This window comes from Chryseobacterium sp. Leaf404 (assembly GCF_001424145.1).
Taxonomy (GTDB): domain Bacteria; phylum Bacteroidota; class Bacteroidia; order Flavobacteriales; family Weeksellaceae; genus Chryseobacterium.
The window spans coordinates 106,109-128,840 of record NZ_LMQM01000001.1; the positions used below are offsets into that span (position 1 = coordinate 106,109).

16 protein-coding genes and 1 pseudogene are annotated in these 22,732 nt (G+C 36.7%); 11 read left to right on the forward strand and 6 right to left on the reverse strand.

Features of this window, described 5'->3' with window-relative positions:
• Window positions 1-90: 90 nt before the first annotated feature.
• From ASG31_RS00470 to ASG31_RS00495, 6 genes and pseudogenes are all read left to right on the forward strand, one after another.
• A complete protein-coding gene (locus ASG31_RS00470; protein ID WP_056026557.1) occupies window positions 91-1,776 on the forward strand; it encodes a glycoside hydrolase family 3 protein in 1,686 nt (561 codons plus the stop codon).
• Window positions 1,777-1,813: 37 nt separating this feature from the next.
• Window positions 1,814-2,962 (forward strand): N-acetyl-alpha-D-glucosaminyl L-malate synthase BshA, encoded by a 1,149-nt coding sequence (gene bshA / locus ASG31_RS00475; RefSeq protein WP_056026560.1) that lies wholly within the window; start codon window positions 1,814-1,816, stop codon window positions 2,960-2,962.
• Window positions 2,963-2,990: 28 nt separating this feature from the next.
• Entirely contained in the window at window positions 2,991-3,476 is a 486-nt protein-coding gene (locus tag ASG31_RS00480) for a hypothetical protein (RefSeq protein ID WP_131725477.1), read from the forward strand.
• A gap of 155 nt (window positions 3,477-3,631) precedes the next feature.
• Window positions 3,632-4,905 (forward strand): annotated as a pseudogene (locus ASG31_RS00485) (DUF2851 family protein).
• Window positions 4,898-5,119, forward strand: coding sequence for a PspC family transcriptional regulator (locus tag ASG31_RS00490; protein WP_056026566.1), 222 nt, complete (start codon window positions 4,898-4,900; stop codon window positions 5,117-5,119). The pseudogene ASG31_RS00485 and the gene ASG31_RS00490 overlap by 8 nt, the downstream one beginning before the upstream one ends.
• Window positions 5,120-5,121: 2 nt before the next feature.
• Window positions 5,122-5,634, forward strand: coding sequence for a GNAT family N-acetyltransferase (locus tag ASG31_RS00495; protein WP_056026569.1), 513 nt, complete (start codon window positions 5,122-5,124; stop codon window positions 5,632-5,634).
• Here the strand turns inward: ASG31_RS00495 and ASG31_RS00500 are convergent.
• Together ASG31_RS00500 and ASG31_RS00505 are read right to left on the reverse strand one after the other, a co-directional pair.
• Entirely contained in the window at window positions 5,631-6,413 is a 783-nt protein-coding gene (locus ASG31_RS00500) for a hypothetical protein (RefSeq protein WP_056026572.1), read from the reverse strand. The two genes, ASG31_RS00495 and ASG31_RS00500, sit on opposite strands and share 4 nt — an antisense overlap.
• Window positions 6,410-7,162 carry a carboxypeptidase-like regulatory domain-containing protein gene (locus ASG31_RS00505; RefSeq protein ID WP_056028000.1) on the reverse strand — a complete coding sequence of 251 codons (753 nt, stop codon included), beginning with the start codon at window positions 7,160-7,162 and terminating at the stop codon, window positions 6,410-6,412. Before ASG31_RS00505 ends, ASG31_RS00500 begins: the two co-directional genes overlap by 4 nt.
• Window positions 7,163-7,345: 183 nt before the next feature.
• On the opposite strand from ASG31_RS00505, the gene ASG31_RS00510 reads away from it, so the two are divergent.
• Window positions 7,346-10,483 carry a UvrD-helicase domain-containing protein gene (locus tag ASG31_RS00510; protein ID WP_056026575.1) on the forward strand — a complete coding sequence of 1,046 codons (3,138 nt, stop codon included), beginning with the start codon at window positions 7,346-7,348 and terminating at the stop codon, window positions 10,481-10,483.
• Between the two features lie 94 nt (window positions 10,484-10,577).
• On the opposite strand, the gene clpB is transcribed toward ASG31_RS00510, so the two are convergent.
• Window positions 10,578-13,172, reverse strand: coding sequence for an ATP-dependent chaperone ClpB (clpB, locus tag ASG31_RS00515; protein ID WP_056026578.1), 2,595 nt, complete (start codon window positions 13,170-13,172; stop codon window positions 10,578-10,580).
• Window positions 13,173-13,572: 400 nt separating this feature from the next.
• Between clpB and ASG31_RS00520 the strand changes: the two genes are divergently transcribed.
• On the forward strand, window positions 13,573-14,148 hold the full coding sequence (locus ASG31_RS00520) for a TetR/AcrR family transcriptional regulator (RefSeq protein ID WP_056026582.1): 576 nt from the start codon (window positions 13,573-13,575) through the stop codon (window positions 14,146-14,148).
• A gap of 68 nt (window positions 14,149-14,216) precedes the next feature.
• Here the strand turns inward: ASG31_RS00520 and ASG31_RS00525 are convergent, their stop codons facing one another.
• From ASG31_RS00525 to ASG31_RS00535, 3 genes are all read right to left on the reverse strand, one after another.
• Window positions 14,217-16,514 carry a GH92 family glycosyl hydrolase gene (locus ASG31_RS00525; protein WP_082504387.1) on the reverse strand — a complete coding sequence of 766 codons (2,298 nt, stop codon included), beginning with the start codon at window positions 16,512-16,514 and terminating at the stop codon, window positions 14,217-14,219.
• A gap of 87 nt (window positions 16,515-16,601) precedes the next feature.
• Entirely contained in the window at window positions 16,602-17,282 is a 681-nt protein-coding gene (locus ASG31_RS00530) for a response regulator transcription factor (protein ID WP_056026585.1), read from the reverse strand.
• A gap of 9 nt (window positions 17,283-17,291) precedes the next feature.
• Window positions 17,292-18,542 carry a sensor histidine kinase gene (locus tag ASG31_RS00535; RefSeq protein WP_056026588.1) on the reverse strand — a complete coding sequence of 417 codons (1,251 nt, stop codon included), beginning with the start codon at window positions 18,540-18,542 and terminating at the stop codon, window positions 17,292-17,294.
• Window positions 18,543-18,713: 171 nt separating this feature from the next.
• On the opposite strand from ASG31_RS00535, the gene ASG31_RS00540 reads away from it, so the two are divergent.
• The 3 genes from ASG31_RS00540 (at window position 18,714) to ASG31_RS00550 (ending at window position 22,458) form a co-directional block, all read left to right on the forward strand.
• Window positions 18,714-19,127: a DUF1573 domain-containing protein gene (locus ASG31_RS00540; RefSeq protein ID WP_056026591.1), complete on the forward strand. Its 414-nt coding sequence runs from the start codon at window positions 18,714-18,716 to the stop codon at window positions 19,125-19,127.
• A 152-nt stretch (window positions 19,128-19,279) separates the two neighbouring features.
• Complete coding sequence (locus tag ASG31_RS00545) at window positions 19,280-20,161, forward strand: SDR family oxidoreductase (protein ID WP_056026594.1); 882 nt, start codon at window positions 19,280-19,282, stop codon at window positions 20,159-20,161.
• A gap of 83 nt (window positions 20,162-20,244) precedes the next feature.
• Window positions 20,245-22,458, forward strand: coding sequence for a M1 family metallopeptidase (locus ASG31_RS00550; protein ID WP_056026596.1), 2,214 nt, complete (start codon window positions 20,245-20,247; stop codon window positions 22,456-22,458).
• Window positions 22,459-22,732: the final 274 nt, after the last annotated feature.

Here is a 22,732-nt window from a genome sequence, read left to right on the forward strand (position 1 = left end):
TGTTGCCAAATCAAATCATATACCAAAAAATTTAAAAACTTGTTTAAGGCTGATTATTTAGTTGTATTTTTGTGTTTATTCTATTTAAATATGAAAAAATTAGCAAACGTAACACTTATCGTTTTATTAATTTTAAATGTAAATCTTCACGCTCAGTACCAGCCAAAAGACTGGTCTAAAGAGGATATTAAAAAAGCTGAAAAATGGGTAGAAGACAGATACAATTCCCTCTCCCAAAGCGAAAAACTGGGTCAGCTCTTTATCGTTGCACTGTACACCAATAAAGGTGAAAATCATATAGATGAAATCAGAAATATAGTAAACATAGAGCAGATTGGCGGTCTGATACTGATGCAGGACGATGCAGCAAGAGAAATCAATCTCATTAATGAATTTCAGCAAAAATCGAAGACTCCAATGATGATTGGGATGGATGCAGAATGGGGATTGTACCAGAGAATTGCCACAGCTCACAAATATCCGTGGGCAATGACACTCGGTGCTATTCAGGAGAAAGATCTGATCGAAAAAATGTCTGCAAAAATCGCAGAAGACTGCCACAGAATGGGGATCAACTGGGACTTTGCGCCGGTGGTGGATGTCAACACAAACCCGAATAATCCCATTATCGGGAACAGAAGTTTCGGTTCAGAGGTGAAAAATGTGACTAAATCTGCACTCGCCTACTCCAACGGTCTTCAGAACAACAATATTTTGGCTGCGATCAAACATTTCCCCGGTCACGGCGATACCAGCACAGATTCTCACCTTGATCTACCCGTAGTTTCCCATAAAATCGACCGGTTAAATGACGTGGAAATTGCTCCCTTCAAAGCTTTAATGAATAAAAATATCGGCGGTGTGATGGTCGCTCACCTTTACGTACCAGCTTTGGAATCTGGAAAAGGAATTCCAGCTTCCGTATCACAAAATATTGTAACAGAATTACTGAAGGAGAAACTTGGCTTCAAAGGTTTAATTATCACTGATGCTTTAAACATGGGCGCTGTAGCCAATAAATACAAACCTGGCGAACTGGATGCACTAGCATTTAAAGCAGGAAACGACATTATGTTGTTTTCTCAGGGTGTTGCTGATGGTAAAAGATTAATTCAGAAAGCAATTGATAGCGGCGAAATTTCCCAGGCAAGAGTGGAAGAAAGTGTAAAGAAAATCTTGTTAACCAAATACTATTTAGGTTTAAGTCAATACACTCCTAAAAATCCGCAAAATATCAATTCTGATCTGAACAATGCTTCACATACGGCGATCGTTCAGGAAATGTACGCGAACGCTTTAACCTTAATTAAAGACGAAAAGAAACTTTTACCTTTAAAAGAAAACACGTATTATGTTCCGTTGGAAGAAGCTCCTTATCAGACTTTTGCCAATGAAATGGGGAATTTAATTAATTTGAAAAAGGCAAATGAGATTAAAACGATGCCGGACGGATCAACGGTTTTGGTAGGTTTTCATAAAGACAATTCTACCGCGTACAAACCTTACAAAATCTCTGCGGAATCTAAGAAAATCCTCACAGAACTCTCTAAAAAGCACAATGTAATTTTAAATGTTTTCGGAAGTCCGTATGCTTTGAAGGATATTGATTTGTCTAAAATTTCAACCGTTTTGGTTTCTTACGAAAACAATGAAGATTCGATGACAGCAACAGCCAATGCATTAAAAGGAAAGACAAAAATTCACGGAAGACTTCCGGTTTTAGTCAATGATATTCTGAAAGCAGGTGCGGGAATTGATCTTAAATCTAAAAATTAAACTGAAAATTATCCAACCAAAATATAAATAAGTAAAAATGAAAATAGGCATACTTTGCTACCCAACATACGGAGGAAGCGGAATTGTAGCAACAGAGCTCGGAATGTCTCTTGCCAACAAAGGCTACGAGGTACATTTCATCAGTTCTGCACTGCCTGCAAGATTAGATATTACAAATCCCAATATATTTTTTCACAAGGTAAATGTGCAGACCTATCCGCTTTTCCAGTATCAGCCTTACGATATTGCGTTGAGCTCGATGATTTACAGGGTTGTAAATCTTTACAAACTCGATTTGCTGCATGCGCATTACGCAATACCTTATGCTTATGCAGCATTCACGGCAAAGCAGATGCTGAAGGGAGACGATAATGACATCCCTTTGGTAACAACACTTCACGGAACCGATATCACTTTGGTAGGACAACATCCGAGTTACAAGCATGCGGTTGAGTTTTCTATCAACCAGTCTGATGCGATTACTTCGGTATCTGAAAGTTTAAAGAAAGACACGCTTCAGTTTTTCAGAATTAAAAAAGAAATTCAGGTGATTACCAATTTTATCGATAATTCTGAATTTGATGAATGCAATGAATGTCAGCGCACACAGTTTGCTAATGCAGATGAAAAAATTCTGATTCACGTTTCCAATTTAAGACCTGTAAAACGTGTGGAAGAAGTTCTCCAGATTTTTAAAAACGTTGAGAAAAAGGTAAAATCTAAACTCATCATCATTGGTGAAGGTCCTGATATGGAAAAAGTGAATGAGTTTCTGGAACACAATCCCGAACTGATTTCCAAGATCAGACTTCTGGGTAAAGTGAATGACTTGTACAGAATCCTTCAGCTTTCTGATGTTTTCCTACTTCCGTCTGAACAGGAAAGTTTCGGTCTTGCCGCTCTTGAAGCAATGGCTGCAAACACGCCTGTTATAAGCTCTAACGCCGGAGGAATTCCCGAAGTAAACATTCAGGGGGAAACAGGTTTTCTTGCTGAGATTGGAAATGTAGAAGCGATGAGCAATTACTGTATCAAACTTTTGAGTAATGAGGAGCTTTTAGCTCAGATGAAAATAAATGCCAAGCTGCAGGCAATTAAATTTGATCTGAAAAACGTTCTCCCGATTTACGAGGAAATGTATAAAACGACGATTGAGAATTTTAAAAGGGAACTCACGAAAGTATAAAGAGCAAAAATTTCATTCATTTAAAACTTTGGCAGTAAAAAACATGATGATTGTAGATATTAGAAAATTTGATTTGGATAGTTCAATCACGGATTTAGTCAAGGCGTCAGAAATCAGAAAAACGTGGTACGGTAAAATCACCGATACTTATTGGGATTACCTGAATAAAACTACGACAAATATTGATTGTAAATTTTATTCGCATTTGTTCAGCGATCTTCTGGTATATTTTATCGACGAAAAAGGTATTAAATTGGGGTTGAGAGACTATGGGGAGCAAATTTCTAAGAACAGAAATCATGCTGTTTTTATTTTTGCATTAGATGATAAAGAAAATATCTTAAATCTTATAAAGCAAGAAAATTTCACCGAAAATTTTGAGGTCTTTTGCAAAGATTTAAATGGTTCTTTTTACAGTTATACTAGAAATGATGTAAATGAAACGTTGAAAAATTTTAAAAATACGTTGTCACTAGTGGATCAGAAAATTGGATTGATTTTAAATATTGGTTAAATATTAGTCACTCCAGCTCTCCGAAGTCTCCTGACTTCGGAGTTTTATTTTCAATTTAAAAATTATTTGAAAAATTAAAGGGTAAATTTCAACAAATAAGTTGATCATTATCTCTCTAAAATTCTGTAAATTTATTCTACACAAATTCACAGATAATGAACGAAAAACTGCTTCAATACCTTTGGAATTATAAGGTTTTTACCAATTTTAATTTTAAAGACACCAACGGAAATCTTATTGAAATCATTGATTTCGGAAAATGGAACAGAGATTCCGGACCCGATTTTCTGATGGCAAAGATTAAATCAACAACGTCATTTTAGCCGGAAACATTGAGCTCCACGTAAGATCTTCAGACTGGATTTTTCACCGGCATGCCAAAGATCCCAATTATGACAACATTATTCTGCACGTTGTTTATCAGAATGACGCAGACATTGATGAATTTAAATTAAAAAATATTCCTACACTGGAACTCATTAATCATATTGATAAATCTATTTTCGCAAAATATGAAAAGCTGGAAAAAGAAAGTCAGTTTATAGCATGTGAAGATTTGTTTGATCCTCAAAAAATTCCCGTGCATTTTTATGAAGAAAGCCTGCTCAAAAAGCTCGAAGAAAAATCGCTTCAAATTGAAGAAGACCTGAAGAGATTTAAAAATAATTACGAAGCCGTGCTCTTCCACAGCCTGGCCTACTCTTTCGGTCTGAAAGTAAATGCCCAGATTTTTAAACAGATTGCAGAAAGCATTGATTTTACGGTCTTCAATAAAATCAGACAAAACAAAACGCAGCTTGAAGCTTTGCTGTTCGGAATTTCAGGCTGGCTCGAGAAACCTGAAGATCCACAGATGCAGATCTGGAAAAGAGAATTTGAATTTTTACATGCCAAGTTTGAATTACCCTCGCTCATCATCCGTCCGAAATTTCTGAGATTGAGACCCCCAAACTTTCCCACCATCCGTCTTTCGCAACTGGCAGATCTGTATCATCAGCATCAAAATCTCTTTTCGAAAATAATAAATTCTAAAACAACTGCAGAACTTCTGGAAATATTTAAACACATTAAAGCGTCAGAATACTGGGATAACCATTTTAATTTCGGGAAAATATCGCCGGCGGAACAGGAGAAAACTGTAACAAAAGAATTCACCGAGCTGATGATTCTCAATTCTGTATTACCTTTAAAATACACCTACCATAAGTATCAAAACGAAGAAATTGCAGACGAAATTCTGGACTTTTACAGAGAAATAAGTGCAGAGAAAAACTCGGTTATTGATGGCTGGAAAAATTTAGGTTTAAAATTTAAAACATCCCTTCAAAGCCAAAGCCTGATTTATCATTTTAAAAGCAACTGCACACCGAAAAATTGCTTAAATTGCAGCATCGGATTTAAGATTTTAAAAGAGAATAAAAATGTTTGACAACCTTCGTCACAAAATGGAAAGAGAATGGTTTGGAGTACTCACTAGAATGGGTGCCAAGCTGGGAATACCTGTTTCCAAACTTCGGGTTTTCTTTATTTACTCTACTTTCGCAACTGCCGGAGTCTTCTTTTTAATTTACTTGGGTCTGGCCTTTACGCTTTGGGTTAAAGATATATTTATCACCAGAAGACCAAGTGTTTTTGATCTTTAAAAATGGAACTGCACCAAATTAATTCTCCGGACGATTACAGAATCAAACAGATTTACAGTTCGTACACTTCCTCTTTTCCCGAAGACGAAAGACGCGACTGGATGAAGTTTGTGCAACTTTTTACCCATCCAAACGTTAAGGTTTTTTCAGTCTTTAACGAAAGTGAAAACATCGGTTACGTCATCATTTGGGAACTTTCCGATTTTATTTTTGTAGAACATTTTGAAGTTTTTGCTGAGTTTAGAAATCAAAAAGCAGGCTCAAAAATTATTGATCTTTTAAAGGAAAACCATCCAAGAATTATTCTGGAGATTGAGCCGGAAAATTTGAATGAAAATTCAAAACGAAGATTTTCGTTTTATCAAAAAAACGGTTTCAGCTTAATCGATGAAATGTATATCCAGCCAAGCTATGGCAACGGAAAAAAGAAACTTGACCTGTGGCTGTTGGCTAATTTTCAGCCTACAAATTTAGGTGAGACAACAAACGAAATTCATGATGTCGTTTATCATTAATATTCAAGATTATTAGTCTTTTTATATTCGCTAAATGCTGACATCAGTTCATTGGAGATCTTTACCTTATCAAACTTCTTCCGATACTTTTTTGAGAGCAAAAAAACATCTTCTGCATACAAGAGAAAGCGGTCAATTCCTTCATCTCCCATCCCGAACTTCCTGTAATAACTGAGATCAATTTCAGACTTTAGTCTGGCGAGAAAATCTCTGGTTTCATAATAATCAGGCTTTGTAGTTTTTACGCTTATCAATTTTGCGATTGCTTCAGCAACTCCAATAAGACTCACCTGTCCTTCACTAAAATTGTGTGGCTGAAAAGATTTAGGCGTCGCATTTTCAGGTAGAGCTTCTGTCATTGGAGATTTCATATACTCATTCATCTTAGAATTAAGTCCTGCAATTTTCTTTGAAACACCTGCATTATTCGCATCTTTCTCCAGATTTCCGGTGGGCTGATACTGAATTTTAACTTCAGGAATAAGCGTTTCCACAGGCCTCAAAATAATCTGTCGGGTGGCAAAAAAATCTTTTGATTCAATCTTAAATTCATTTCTGTAAAAACCTTCTTTTATAAAACGAAGCTCGTCTTTATCGTCTGCGATGATACTAAAATTACCCTCTGAATCTGAAAAAACTGATTGACTTGTATTAAAATTCAACACCAAAACCTGACCTTGTACATGACCGTTATCATCCAGAATTTTTCCTGAAACAACAGTCTGAGCCAAAGAAAAAGCAGAAATCAGGAGAAAAATCAGAAAAAACTTTTTCATCATTTTGCCATCGTTTGAGGGGTTTTATAGGAGTTGATTCTCAGGAGAACAGCACCTTTGAAACGGTTTACATCTCCATCGCTGCAGTATCCGTATTTCAGGATGCGCTTTCTTTCGAAGCCGCTGTTGAAAATATAGTAGATAAAATGCTGAATTTGAGAATTTTCAATCTTCAGTTCGGCAAAATAATCTTTTCCTAATGCCTGAATCAGGTAATTCATAAAATCCACATCATCCCATTTGTCTTTTATTTTACCGAAACTGAAAGTACCTTTCGTAACGGGTTGAACAAATTCCCCTGGTTTCGCGGCAAGCACTCTTGGATCAGATTTCTGGCTCATGTATTTTCCCAAGTCAGCTTTCAATTTCTGAACCTTCGTGGGCGGATTGTAATTCTTTATATCAATCTCAAGATCACCCGTAAGCTTCTTTTTCAAAACAACTTCCTCAATGGCAAGCTCACTTCTTTTCAGGGTAATATTTAAAGGTGATTCTAAATTTTCAGCAGTTACCACCGTCTGAAAACGTTCGTATCCCAAAAGTATGAAACGCAGATTGTCACCCTGTCTTCCTGATATCATAAAATGACCATCATCATTAGTCAGCACTCTTTCGTCTGTACGGATGTTGATTACCGTGACGTTACGCATTTCTGCATTTTCTTCAGAAACCGTTTTCCCGAAAATATATTCCTGCGCATGGAAACTGAGTGAAAAGAGAAACGAAAAGAAAAAAAGTAATTTACATTTCACAGGCCATTGTTTTATTTTCAGCAAAGCTAAAATTTATTCGGTTTAAAAATTAAATTTTAACCAGCATTAACACGTTTTGTCAATTCTTATTAATTTTTGGTTCAAATTTGTTAAAATACTGATCGCTACTGTTAAAAATCCTACAGAAAATATATTATCTTGCAGTTTAAATTGTCTTCAAAAATGCAAAATTCATATACGGTGATCAATGCTTCTGCCGGGTCTGGTAAAACGTATGCTCTGGTACAGAAACTTCTGATGATTTGCCTCCGCTATCTCAATCAGCATCAGTCTATCAGAAATATTCTTGCTTTGACCTTTACCAACAAAGCCGCCAACGAAATGAAAGAGCGGATTTTATCCTGGCTGGGAAGATTTACCGAAAATAATTATGCCGAAAATTCAGATTTAAAAAATATTCAAATCGCTTTTGAAGAGGAAGGTTTGAAAATAGATATTCATGAACTTCATTACCGCTCAAAGAAGCTTTTAGATTACGTTCTTCACAATTATTCCACTTTAAATATCGGGACGATTGACCGTTTTAATTCCCGTCTTGTGAGAAGTTTTTCTTACGAACTGGGTTTAGCCAAAAACTTTAATCTTGAAATTGATCCTGAACCTTTTTTAATTGAAGCTGTAGACAAAATGCTCGATCAGATTGGCGAAAACGAAGTCATTTCAAATTCATTTATGGATTATGTGGATTACAGTTTGGAAAACAATGAAAAAATAAACCTGAACAAAAACCTCTACGATTCTGCCAAAGAATTTGTGAAAGACATTCATTATGAAAATCTTCAGAAGAATAAAGATTTTGATCACGAAAGTTATGAGAACATCAAAAATACGCTCCGAAAAGAAATTTCAGCCAATAAAAAACGTTCACTGGAACTGAGTTTAAGCTCCATCCAGCTTTTCACAGACCGAGCTGTTGAAGTGGAAGATTTCGCGCAGGGCAAAAACGGTTTGGGCGGTTTTTTTGTGAAAGTAAAAGATTTTTATCAGAAGACGAGAAAAGATTTTCCTTTTCCCGCCAGTGAAGAATCTGCGCAGAACAATTTTCAAAAGATATGTTCGGCAAAATCTAAACATAAAGAAGCAGACATCAGGGAAATTCTGGATGAGCTCATTCAAAACCGGCTGGAACTTATTAAAATTTTTATTGAAACCCAGAAAAAAGAAAAGATCCTTGCCGCACTTTTACCAATGAAAGTGAATAAAGATATCCAGGATGAGCTGAAAAAAATTGAAGAAGAAAACGATTTGGTTCTGCTTTCAAAATTTAATATTTTAATTAATGAAAACCTGAAAAGTGAACCTTCGGCATTTATTTATGAAAAAGTTGGCTCTCAGTTCCATCATTATTTCTTTGACGAATTTCAGGATACATCAGAACTTCAGTGGCAGAATTTTCTTCCCTTAAGGGATCACGCTGTTTCGAGTGACAACACTTCTTTTACATTGGTGGGCGACCCGAAACAGAGCATTTATCGTTTCCGCGGTGGTGAAAGTCAGTTGATGCTCGACATTATCAGCAAGAAAGAAATCACTCCGAAAGAAGCATCACTTTTAGTTTTAAAAGACAACTGGCGAAGTGCGAAAAATATTGTGAATTTCAATAATGACCTGTACCGTTTTCACTCTGAAAATCTGAATAATGAGCACAAAAATATCTTTGGAAATGACGGTGAGCAAAATCCAAAATCATCAATCGAAGGTAGAGTAAAGGTCAATTTGATTGAAAATCTTACCAACGAAGATTTTTACACAGATACTTCAGAGAAAATGCAGAAAGATATACAGGAAAGTCTGGATAACGGTTTTTCATTTTCGGATATTACGATTCTGTGCCGTGGCAATTTTGACATTTTCAGCTATTCTCAGAAACTGGGGAATTTAACGGTCAACTATAAAGGAGAAATCACCAACATAAAAACGATTTCGGATAAAGGACTGACGCTGGATTTATCTGATACATTAAATGCTGTGATCGAACTTCTGAGATGGCAGAGCAACAGAAAAAACAAGACGAGCCTCATCATGATGATGTATTTTCTGAGAAAGTCCGGACGCATTTTGATGGATGACTTCACTGTTGGAATGCAGGAAATTCTGAATATTTTTGACCATAACTTACAGGCAGAAATTATTCAGCAGAGATATGGTGTGAAGCTTTTCCAGGATGATTTCCCAAAGTTTAACCTCTATAATTTTGTTGAATTTTACATCAATGAATTTTCAGTGGAAAACAGGGAAACCGATTTCCTTCTGAACTTTCTCGAGATGCTTTTCAACTTTACTCAGAATGCCGGAGCGAGCACCAAAGAATTTTTGAAATACTGGGATGAAGAGGCTTCGAAACATACCATTCAGGCATCGGAAAACATTGATGCGATTCAGATTATGACCATCCATAAAGCAAAAGGACTTGAGTTTCCTATTGTTTTTATCCCAATGATCAACAAAAACCGTGACGCAGAGTTTACCAATTGGTTCGGTACAGGCGATAACGAAATTTTACAGTCTGTAAATATCAGCCAGTTCAGCAAAAATCTTGAGGTTTATGATGAAGAAATAGGAAATTTTAATCAGGAAAACTCCTACAAAAATTTTGTTGACAGACTTTGTTTACAATACGTTGCGACAACACGACCTGTTGAACAGCTGTTTTTTTACATTCAGAAAGCAAATAAAACTTCCAATAACCTTGAAATTTTGGAGTTTGTGCAAACTAAAAACACCGAAAATGCAGATGAATTTGATATCTACCCTACCGACCCTGAAATGCTGAAGAAAAAGGTTTTCCATAAAAAATCTTCTTTCAGATCCAAAAATATTACTGAGCTGAAGAACCTCAACGAAAAGACAACTTCAATAAAGGTAGCGACGCCTTCTAAAAATTATCAGACAAGAATTGAGAAAGTGAGAATCGGTCTTTTTGTGCACGAACTTCTTTCGAAAATCAATACTAAAAAAGACATTGCAAAGGTTTTGGAAAAATATATTCTTGAAGGTCAAATCACGCTGGAAGAGAAAATGGATATTGAAAAAAATCTACTCAGAATTATTAATCAGCACAGCGAATTTTTTGATGAAAAATGGGAAGTCATCAACGAAAAAGACATTATGATTTCTGAAAACGGAGTTACAAAAATCTACAGACCAGATAGGATTCTGAAACATCAGAATGAATACGTGATTGTAGATTTTAAAACCGGAGAGGAAAACGAAAAAAATGATGCTCAGATTGAAAATTACAAATCTGTTTTGGAAAGTTTAGGGAGAAAGGTTGTGAAAACGCAGTTGATTTATATATGATTTTAAAAATTTAGAAGTTCAGGTTTAAAAACAAATTCCGGTCGGAAGCAATACCTCCAACCGGAATTTTAAAAAACTAAATATGAAAAAACTATTACTTTTCTGTGGGTCTGAAAACCAAACCTGTCTCTTCAAAATAATCCAAGGTAATTCTATCACCGTCATTTACAGTTCCTGCGAGGATTTCTTTTGATAATTTATTCAATACTTCCTGCTGAATTACTCTTTTCAAAGGTCTTGCTCCAAAAACCGGGTCGTATCCTTTGTTGGTTAAATAATTAAGTGCATCCTGTGTTGCAGTCATAATGATATTTCTCTTTGCCAATAGATCATTGAAACCTCGCAACTGATACTGCACGATTTTTCCGATTTCTTTTTTTCTTAAAGGTTGGAACAATACGGTTTCATCAATTCTGTTCAGGAATTCCGGACGTAAAGTTTGTTTCAGTAAATCAAAAACTTCAATTTTAGTTTTAGCTACAATTTCATCCTGATTTTCTTCGGTGATATTTTCAAAATTTTCCTGAATGATATGCGAACCCAAATTCGAAGTCATAATGATAATTGAGTTTTTGAAATTCACAACCCTACCTTTATTATCGGTCAAACGACCATCATCCAAAACTTGTAATAAGGTATTGAAAACATCAGGATGCGCTTTTTCAATTTCATCTAAAAGCACCACTGAATAAGGTCTTCTTCTTACAGCTTCCGTCAATTGCCCGCCTTCATCGTAGCCAACATATCCTGGAGGCGCACCAACCAAACGAGAGACAGAATGTCTTTCCTGATATTCACTCATGTCGATTCTCGTCATATTATTTTCATCATCAAATAAAAACTCGGCCAAAGCTTTTGCCAACTCAGTTTTACCAACACCTGTTGTTCCTAAAAACAAGAAACTTCCGATAGGTTTTTTTTCGTCGCTCAATCCCGCTCTGTTTCTTCTGATAGCATCAGCAACTGCTTGAATCGCTTCTTCCTGACCAACAACTCTGTGATGAAGTTCAGTTTCCAGATGCAATAATTTTTCCCTTTCAGATTGAAGTAGCTTTGTAACAGGAATTCCTGTCCATTTTCCAATCACTTCTGAGATATTGTCAGCGGTTACTTCTTCTTTAATCAATTCATTCTGATGGTTTTGCATCTCCAGTTCAAGTTTTTGCAAAGCATCTTCCTTCTCTTTAATTTTTCCGTACTGAATTTCAGCAACTTTTGCATAGTCTCCAGCTCTTGAAGCTCTTTCTGCTTCCAGTTTCAGAGATTCAATATCTTTTTTAATCGAGGTTAAATCCTCAGATTTTTGTTTTTCTTTGAGCCATTTGGCATTGATCTCATTTCTCTGCTCGGAAATTTTTGAAATATCTTCTTTTAAATGGTCGATTTTTGTCTGATTGCCTTCTCTTGAAATGGCAGCCAATTCAATTTCCATCTGCATCAGTTTTCTATCGAGAACGTCCAATTCTTCAGGTTTTGAATTGATTTCCATTCTCAACTTCGCTGAAGCTTCATCAATTAAATCAATCGCTTTGTCCGGTAAAAATCGGTCTGAAATATAACGCTGAGACATTTCCACCGCAGCAATAATCGCTTCATCTTTGATTCTTACCTTGTGGTGCGCTTCATATTTATCTTTAATTCCACGAAGAATGGAAATCGCAGATTCTGTATCCGGTTCTTCCACCATTACTTTCTGGAAACGTCTTTCAAGCGCTTTATCTTTTTCAAAATATTTTTGATATTCATTTAGAGTTGTCGCACCGATCGCTCTTAATTCTCCTCTTGCCAAAGCGGGTTTTAAGATATTCGCAGCATCCATTGCGCCTTCACCACCTCCGGCTCCCACCAAAGTGTGGATTTCATCGATGAAAAGAATGATTTGTCCGTTTGATTTTGTGACTTCATTGATGACGGATTTCAATCGCTCTTCAAACTCACCTTTGTATTTTGCACCGGCAATCAAAGCGCCCATATCCAAAGAATACAAGGTTTTATCCATTAGATTTTCAGGAATATCTCCGGAAATAATTCTGTGCGCAATTCCTTCTGCAATTGCGGTTTTACCAACGCCTGGCTCACCAATCAGAATCGGGTTATTTTTCGTTCTTCTCGAAAGAATCTGTAAAACCCTTCTGATTTCTTCATCACGACCGATAACCGGGTCTAATTTCCCTTCTGCTGCGAGTTCGTTGAAATTTTTTGCATATTTATTTAAAGACTGATACGTTTCTTCCGAACTTGCAGAAGTTGCTTTCGAGCCTTTTCTTAATTCTTTGATTCCGCCTTCCAGAAGGCTTTTGGTTACACCCATATCTTTCAAAGTTTTCGAAACCTCAGAACTGGTTTCTAAAAGTGAAAGCCAAAGATGTTCGATGGTTACAAATTCATCACCCATTTTTTTGGCGATGTTAGGTGCATCCAACAGAACTTTGTTGGCTGACTGCGAAAGGTAAATATTTCCTCCCTGAACTTTTGGGAGTTTTTCTAAATTTTCTCTGTTGCGCTCTCTTACCAACGTTGCATCTGCTTCCGCTTTTTTGAGCAAGAAAGGCGATATATTTTCATCCACCTGAAAAATTCCTTCCAGAAGATGTTGCGGTTCAATCTGCTGATTGCCAAATTCCATAGCAACCTGCTGTGCAGCCTGAATGGCTTCCTGTGACTTTACTGTATATTGATTTAGATTCATACTTTTATAATTAATTGTTTCCTTATAATAAATGATAATTGATCTTTGAATTGTATCAAATTCAGTTCAACTTTAGTTTTTAAAAAACATTAAGAAGTTAAATTTTTAAGATTTAAATTCTTAATGTTCACTCAATCATTTATTCTGAAACCTTTATCGCAAAAAGTATTCAATTATTGATTTTATAAAAAATAAGGTCAAAATTTCCGAATTTAACATTTCATTAGCATTTAAAAAAAGACAAAATTTCCGTTTTTGCTTAAAATTGATAGATTTGATTATTAAAATTGGTGAGTCTAACGATTTTTAAATTTTATGAAATCGTAAAAGGCCATAGTTTGAAAATCACTCATCAAAAAGAATAGATTTAAACTCAGAATATTTACTTTTGTAGCCTATCATGGAATTGAAAGAAAAACAACAGAAAATACTGGAAGTTGCCATAGAACTTTTTAAAGAAAAAGGGTATCCGGCAAGCTCTGTAAGGGATTTGGCAACGAAGCTGAACATTAAAGCAGCGTCTCTTTATGCGCACATCCGTTCGAAGGAAGAAATTTTAGAATGGATCTGTTTCGGTGTGGCTCAGGAATTTTTTGATGAACTTCAAGTGATAAAAACCACCAGCCTTCCACCAAAAGAAAAACTCAATCTTTTTATTGACAAACATCTTTCTATTGTTCTGAAAAACCGTGATGTGACGCACATTTACTCTAATGAATGGAAACATCTGGAAGTACGCTTGACGGAATTTGTAGATTTAAGAAAAAACTATCAGCAGGAAGTTGAGCAGCTGATTTCTGAAATTTACACTGCCGAAAACTGGGAACTGAAATCGCCGACTTTCACGACAAGATTTATTCTTCATACCCTGAATAATTCTTATTTCTGGTTTAAAAGAAATATTGAATCTACGGATGACATCAGGGAAGAAATCAAGGAAAAACTTTTATTTGGCCTGATTGGGAACGCAAAGTAATATTTCCATCAAAAGCAATATATTTTAGGTCAACAGATTGCTTCGTCCTTCGCAATGACTTTCTAAAATTACATTTTCGGTTTTCCACTCATGTAAAAAGTAAGTTTCCCGCCATTCATAATCTCTGAATGTTTCAATGTAAAATTCTTAATTTCCTTTCCATTTAATAGAATTTTCCGAACATAGATATTTTTGGGACTTTGATCAACCGCTTCAATCTCAAAAGTTTTTCCGTTTTCTAAATATAAAACAGCACGTTCAACAGCCGGACTTCCGATTGCATAATCTTCCGAACCAGGAGCGACCGGATAAAAACCAAGCGAGCTCAGAATATACCAAGCACTCATCTGTCCGGCATCGTCATTTCCGCCCAATCCATCGGGTGTTGCTTTGTATTGCATCTCCAAAATCCTTCTGATTTGTTCCTGCGTTTTCCACGCTTGTCCTGCCCAATTATAAAGGTAAGCAACGTGATGAGCAGGTTCGTTTCCGTGAACATAGCCGCCGATGATTCCTTCTCTGGTAATATCTTCAGTATCTGCAAAAAACTCGTCTGGCAGATGCATTGTGAACAGTTCGTCTAATTTTGAAGCGAATTTTTTCTTTCCACCCATCACGGTAATCAACTCATCGGGATTATGAGGGACAAAAAAACTGTAATTCCATGAGTTTCCTTCGATGAAGCCTTGCCCATGCGTGCTTAAGGCATTAAAATCTTTTTTAAAACTTCCATCTTCCAATCGCGGACGCATAAATCCGATGCTTTTATCATAATTATTTTTCCAGTTTTCTGAACGTTTGATGAGCTGACTGTAAATTTCCGTTTCGCCCAAATGCTTTGCCAATTGAGCAATTGCCCAGTCATCGTAAGCGTATTCCAAGGTATTTGAAATTGAAATTCCACTTTTTTCCGCAGGAATATAGCCTTTGTCATTATAAAAACCGATGCCTTCGTAATCTCTTTTGTTCGCAGTTTCCATACAGGCCATCAAGGCAGCTTTTGCATCTCCGTCATAATTTCCTTTGATGATCGCATCCGCAACTACACTTACGCTGTGGTAGCCGCTCATGCACCAGTTGTCGTTGGCATAATGTGACCAGATTGGCAACATCTTCATCGAAAACTGGTTGTAATGTGCCAGCATCGATTTCACCATATCATTATTCCGTTTGGGTTGAATGATGTTGAAAAAAGGATGTAGTGCACGGTAAGTATCCCAGATTGAGAATGTTGTATAATTCGTAAAACCTTCTGCCTTATGAATATTTTGGTCTAAACCTTTGTATTCGCCGTTGAAATCAGTGTACGTTGTCGGACTGATGAAGGTGTGATACATCGCCGTATAAAAGTTAGTTCTATTGGTTTCAGAACCCTGAACGATTATTTTATTTAATTCTTTATTCCAGATTTCCTGAGTTTGTTTTCTGACTGCATCAAAAGATAGATTTCCGGTTTCTTTTTCTAAATTCTCCATCGCATTTGCCTGACTTACAGGTGAAATTGCGAGTTTTACTTCAATCGCTTCATTTTCATTGGTGTCAAAATCAAAATACATTTTCAGATTTTTTCCGGCGATTTCGGGAAAGTTTTTGGTTTGATCAAATTTTCTCCAAAAACCATTGTACACCTGCTTTCCATCGTAATTTTTCTGACCGTAAGATTTAAAAGGCTTTGAAAATTTCATCGCAAAGTAAACTGTTCTGGTTCTTGCCCAACCGTTGGTTTGACGGTAACCCGTTAAAGTATTTCCATTTTCTACACGCACATAAGTCCAGACATTTTTGCCTTCATAATTGTAAATTCCGGCCATTAAATCTAAAATTATATGCGCCTGATCAGACCTTGGAAAGGTGTAACGGTGAACGCCAACTCTTGTAGTTGCTGTCAGTTCAGCTAAAATATTGTGATCATCCAGTTTTACTTTGTAATATCCAGCTTCTGCTTTTTCATTCTGATGTGAAAATCTGCTTCGGTAGCCGTTTTCAGGATTGGAAGAGGTTCCGGGATTCAACTGTAGTTTTCCTACAGTCGGCATGATTAAAAAATCTCCCAAATCAGAATGTCCGGTTCCGCTGAAATGGGTCGAACTGAAACCTACAATCGTTTTGTCTTCATAGCGATAGCCTGCGCAGTATTTGTAAACTTCACCGTTGTATTTTCCATTTAAAGCGTAAGAAATCGTGTCGGTTTCAGGACTCAGCTGTACCGCTCCGAAAGGTGACGTTGCTCCGGGATAGGTATGCCCCATTTTCTCAGTTCCGATGAGAGGATTTACGTATTGTATTAACATTTCCGTTTTTTGTGCAGTCAGATTTAAACTGAAAATGGAAACGATGATAAAAAGAAGAATTGCCGGCTTTCTCATGAAGGTTTATTAGATGCGTAAATTTAAATAAAAATCAGCCGTAAAGTGTTATGGTTTAAATTAATGCAAATCAAATTTCATTCAGATTTACTTTTCAGAAAAACGAAACCCGATTCCGTGAATATTTTCAATGGAAACCTGCTCTTCATCAGCCAGAACCTTTCGGAGTCTTGAGATAAAAACATCCAGACTTCTTCCCATGAAGTAATCGTCATCGCCCCAGATGGCTTTTAAAATATCCTGTCTTTTCAACACAGTATTTTTGTGGCGGATAAAATAGAACAGCAGATCAGATTCTCTCTGAGTTAAGGAAACTGTATTTTGACCGTCAGATAATGTGTAATTTTTAGGGTCAAAACTATATTTTCCAACTTTATACTTTAATGGAACGGCTTCTGTTTTGTTTGATCGTTTGAGGAAAACTTCAATTTTTAATATCAGTTCTTCGATACTGAAAGGCTTCACCAGATAATCATCTGCGCCAATTTTTAAACCTCTTATCCTGTCTTCCTTTAACGCTTTTGCCGAAGTAAAAATAATAGGGATTTCAGAATTTTTTTCACGGATCTTTTCCGCAACTTCAAAACCGTTGATTTCAGGCATCATAATATCCAGAAGACAAATATCAAACTGATCTTTATCAAAGGCCTCTAAAGCTGATTTTCCGTTTGAAAAATGCTGAATGTCGTAAAAATTTTCCAGGCTGTCCTGAATGAGAAACGCAATCGTTTCGTCATCTTCAGCGTATAAAATTTTAGATTTCCCCATGGTTTACACTTAATTATTCGGGATAAACAATGTTGTTGTAATTCCGCTTTCCTTATTATTTTCTACAGAAATTTTCCAGTGATGTTGCTGCACCACCTTTTTCACATAAAATAATCCGAGCCCAAAACCATTAACCTCATCACTTTTTTTAGAATTTACTCTGTAGAATTTATCAAAAATCTGAGGAATATTTTTTGGCGGAATTCCCATCCCATTATCCTGAAACTTTAAATATAAGCCTTTTGAATCTTTTAAAGAAAAAATTTTAATCTCCGGATTGGTATCACAGTATTTTGCCGAGTTATCCAAAAGATTATAAATTACATTACTGAAATGAAATTCATCGGCATAAATCACCAGATTGTCATCAATTTCCAGTTCAATTTTCAGATTTTCATTTTTCTGTTTTAAGACTTCCAAAATATCTTTGATAAAGTAATTTAGATGTATTTTTTCCAGCTTTAAATCCAGACCGGAAGCATCATGTTTTGCAATATTCAGAATTTTTTCTACATGACTGTTCAGTTTTAAACTTTGATTCGATATAATTGAAGTATATTTCTGAAGCTTAGGATTTTCAATCACAGACTGCTGTTTGTTTAAAGCTTCTGTAGCCAAAAGTATCGACGAAAGCGGCGTTTTGAATTCATGCGTCATATTATTGATAAAATCCCGCTGCAGTTCTGAGAATTTTTTCTGCTGAATAATGGTATAAATAGAATAAACATACACCAAAAGTATGATGATCAGGGCAAACGTAAGCAAATACCAAAATCTGAGCGAACTGATAAGGTAAGTTGTCTTATCCGGAAAACGGATCGAAAAATAGTAGGTAAGATTATCATGTTTTGGAAAACTGATTTTCTTGTGTTCAGAAGATTTTGTTTCGGGGCTGATGTATTTTCCGTACAGCATTTTGTCGCTGTGACAGTTGTAAACAGCATAAACGTAATTGGTGTTGATCTGAAGCCTTGTAAATTCGGTTTTCAGATAATGTTCCAAAACATCGGGGTGAAATTCATTGTTGATATTGACAACATAATAATCATTAGCGATATTTTGAATGGGACTTTTTGCAAATGAAGTTCCTGGGGCAGAAAGTTTCTCCACAACTTCCAGCAATGCTATATTCACAGTTTGGTTGAATTTTTTATCTTCCAGATTATAGGCCTGCCTCGTCCACAAAAGCTGGGCGATCAAAATTCCCACGATGGCCACAAGACCTAAGGTTATAACGATATTGAGTTTCTTAATTTCCATTTTCAGAGACAATATTATCTAAAAATATCTGTTTTATTTTCATTGTTAACAACTCATTAACAAATCTTTGAAAGTGATTAACAATAATTACCAAAATCTACAGTAAATTTGTTACATCAAAAATTCAGGAATGGATTTTTAGAACTGAATAATAACAATAAATATAATTTTATGAAAAAATTAAAAATCTCCGCTTTATTGGCCGTTTTAGCATTCTCTACTTACTATGCTGAAGTTCTGCCTGTTGCAAACAATGCAATTGTAAACGTAATCGCTGACGCAATCAAATGGAAAGCTGAATCTATAGACGTGGGAAACATTCCTCAGGGAACTCCTAAATTGATCAGATTTGAATTTACGAATACTTCAAAAGCACCCATCATCATCGAAAACGTAGCTCCAGCTTGTGGATGCACAACTGCAGATTATACCAAAACCCCTATCGCACCGGGTAAAAAAGGATTTGTAGCTGCCAACTTCAATGCAGCAAATCCCGGAGCATTTGTGAAGACGGTAACTGTAACTACCAGCGACAGCAAAACTCCCAAAACACTTTCTTTTAAAGGAACGGTAGTGGCAAAATAAAAATTTCATACATATAAAAGTGTCGGCAGCTCTGTAATTTTTACAGGGCTGTTTTTTGTTTAAAACCTAAAACAGTTATTTATAACATCATTTATCTGAAATTTTTAAACTTCATCCGCTCAATATTTATTATTTTTAGGAAAAATAAATTTATGAACTTGTACACTCAGCCCATGCTGCGGGAAGACGCACTGAAAGATAAAGTAGCCATCGTCACCGGTGGCGGAAGCGGTCTTGGAAAAGCAATGACCAAATATTTCCTCGAATTGGGAGCGAAAGTGGTGATTACCTCCAGAAATTTAGAAAAGCTACAGGTTACAGCTGATGAATTAGAAGAACAAACCGGCGGAAAAATCCTTTGTGTTGCCTGCGATGTAAGAAAATGGGACGAAGTGGAAGCCATGAAGGAAGCAACCCTAAAAGAATTTGGCAAAATTGATATTCTTCTAAACAACGCAGCCGGAAATTTCATTTCACCAACGGAAAGACTGACGCACTCTGCATTTGATTCGATCTTAGATATTGTTTTAAAAGGTACAAAGAACTGCACGCTCTCCATCGGCAAACACTGGATTGATTCCAAAACATCAGGAACAGTTTTAAATATAGTAACCACTTATGCCTGGACGGGCTCTGCATACGTTGTTCCATCTGCCTGTGCTAAGGCGGGAGTTTTGGCAATGACCAGAAGCTTAGCCGTTGAATGGGCAAAATACGGAATCCGTTTTAATGCCATTGCACCGGGACCTTTCCCTACCAAAGGAGCATGGGACAGGCTGTTGCCGGGAAATTTGCAGGAGAAATTTGATATGAGAAAAAAAGTACCGTTGAGAAGAGTAGGCGAACATCAGGAGCTGGCAAATCTTGCTGCGTATCTTGTTTCAGATTACTCTGCATATATGAACGGTGAGGTGGTAACCATCGACGGTGGCGAATGGCTGCAGGGCGCCGGTGAATTTAATATGCTGGAAGACATTCCGCAGGAAATGTGGGACGCTCTGGAAGCCATGATTAAAGCTAAAAAATCAAACTAAAACTTTTTATCCCTTTTAATCCCGAAATTTGTAACGATTCCGGGATTTTCTTTACTTATCATTCTAAATTAAACCTTTCCCAAATGAATTTTAAATTCTCCTCAAAAATTTTCATAGCTGCCGTTTTTGCGGTTTCGGCTCAGTTTTCGGCCCAGGAAACCTCTAAAGAAGCTCCAAAGTACGATTTTGTAGAAGCTTTCAAACCGTTTTTCTATCCGCAGACAGGTACGGAAACAAGATCAGCAAGCGGACAGCCCGGTCACGCTTACTGGCAAAATTCTGCAGATTACAAACTTGACATCAGCCTTGATGAAAAGAAAAACGAACTCACAGGAAGCGCAGAAATCTCGTATGTAAACAACAGCCCTGATCAGCTGGGTTTCCTCTGGCTGCAGCTTGATCAGAATTTATTTGCTAAAGATTCCAGAGGGAATGCTGTAGTTCCTTTATCCGGAAGCAGAAATGGAGCCCATGGCGAAGCTTTTGATGGCGGATATAAAATCAAATCTGTGACCTACGATGGCAAACAGGTAAAATACACCGTTACCGATACAAGAATGCAGATTGATCTCCCACAAAATCTTGCAGCAAAAGGTGGAAAGGCAAAAATTAAAATAGAATATTCTTTCGTTTCCCCAAAATACGGTTCAGACCGAATGGGAATTGAAGAAACTAAAAACGGAAACATCTACACTCTTGCTCAATGGTACCCAAGAATGTGCGTGTATGACGACGTGATGGGCTGGAACACGCTTCCATACCTTGGTGCATCAGAGTTTTATCTGGAATACGGAGATATCACGGCAAACATTACCGTTCCTTCTAATCATTACGTTGTAGCGTCGGGAGAACTTTTAAACCCGAAAGAAGTGTATTCAAAAGAAGAAAACCAACGTTGGGAACAGGCAAGAAATTCAGACAAGACGGTGATAATCAGAAAAGAATCTGAGGTAAAAAACGGTCAGGCATCAGGAACTAAAACCTGGAAATTTAAGATTACCCAGACCAGAGATTTTGCATGGGCATCATCGCCGGCATTTATTTTAGATGCAGCAAAAATCAATCTTCCAAGCGGTAAAAAATCTATTGCCATCTCTGCTTATCCGGTAGAAAGTGCCGGTGATAAAGCCTGGGGAAGATCTACAGAATACACAAAGGCATCTATAGAACATTATTCTAAAAAATGGTACGAATACACTTATCCCGCAGCAACCAACGTAGCAGGAAATGAAGGCGGTATGGAATATCCCGGAATTGTTTTCTGCCACATGGATTCTGCAGGTGAAAGTCTTTGGGGAGTAACCGATCACGAATTTGGACACAACTGGTTCCCGATGATTGTAGGTTCTAACGAGAGACTTTTTGCGTGGATGGATGAGGGTTTCAACACTTTTATCAACGAGCTTTCTACGGAAGCTTTCAACAACGGAGAATACTACCGTAAGAAAAACGTAGCACAGTCTGGACCCTATCTGATGACGGATAATATTGAGCCAATCATGGTGGGCCCAGATAATATGAAGGAGAGAAACATTGGAACTCTTGCTTACTACAAACCGGGTCTTGGTCTTGGCGTTTTGCGTGAATCTGTATTAGGTCCTGAAAAATTTGACAAAGCTTTCAGAACTTATATAGACAGATGGGCGTTTAAACACCCTACCCCGTGGGATTTCTTCCATACTATGGAAAATGTTTCCGGTGAAGAACTGAACTGGTTCTGGAGAGGCTGGTTTATCAACAAATGGAAAGTGGATCAGGCTATAAAAACTGTAAAATATGTGAACGGGGATTTCAAAAACGGGGCGCAGATTACAGTTGAAAACTTAGGTCAATTGCCGATGCCTACGACGGTTCAGCTTAAATTTAAAGACGGAAGTACTGATACTGTGAAACTTCCTGTAGAAGTTTGGAAGAGAAATAACGACTGGACATTCAAGGTAAATTCCACTAAAGAAATCAGCGAAGTAAAACTTGATCCAACGAGTTCAATTCCTGATGTTAATTTAAAAAACAACACGTGGAGTTCAGCTCAGGCTACTGCTTCTACAGATAAGATCAACCCTAAAGATTTTGTTGGAACTTTCAGCAATAAACAGGTTCCTGTAAAAATATTTCTTACCGAGAAAGACGGACAGCTCTTTGCTCAGGCGACAGGTCAGCAGGCTTTTCCTCTGGAATATCTGGGTGACAACAAATTTTCTTATGAGATGGCTCAGATTGAAATTACTTTCAGCAAGGACAAAAAATCTTTCAATATCGCACAGGGCGGTACAGATGTGAAATTTACGAAAGAGTAATATTAAGTATTATTCGACATGTAAAAAGTCCGTTTCACATTAACTGAAACGGACTTTTTTATTGTGATTGCGTCATTGAGACCTTTCAACTAAATAATCGGGAGTTTTGCTGAAGTCCCCGAGAGCATTTACCAAACTCCCCGTTATCTTTTTAAAAATGCTCACTGTCTATTTTTAAAACTGCAGGAAGTCTTTACTGATTATATTAAAATAAGCTTCTTAAATTTTGCTAAAGCTCATTCGAAATCCTTGTATTGGGAATTGAAATTTCAGA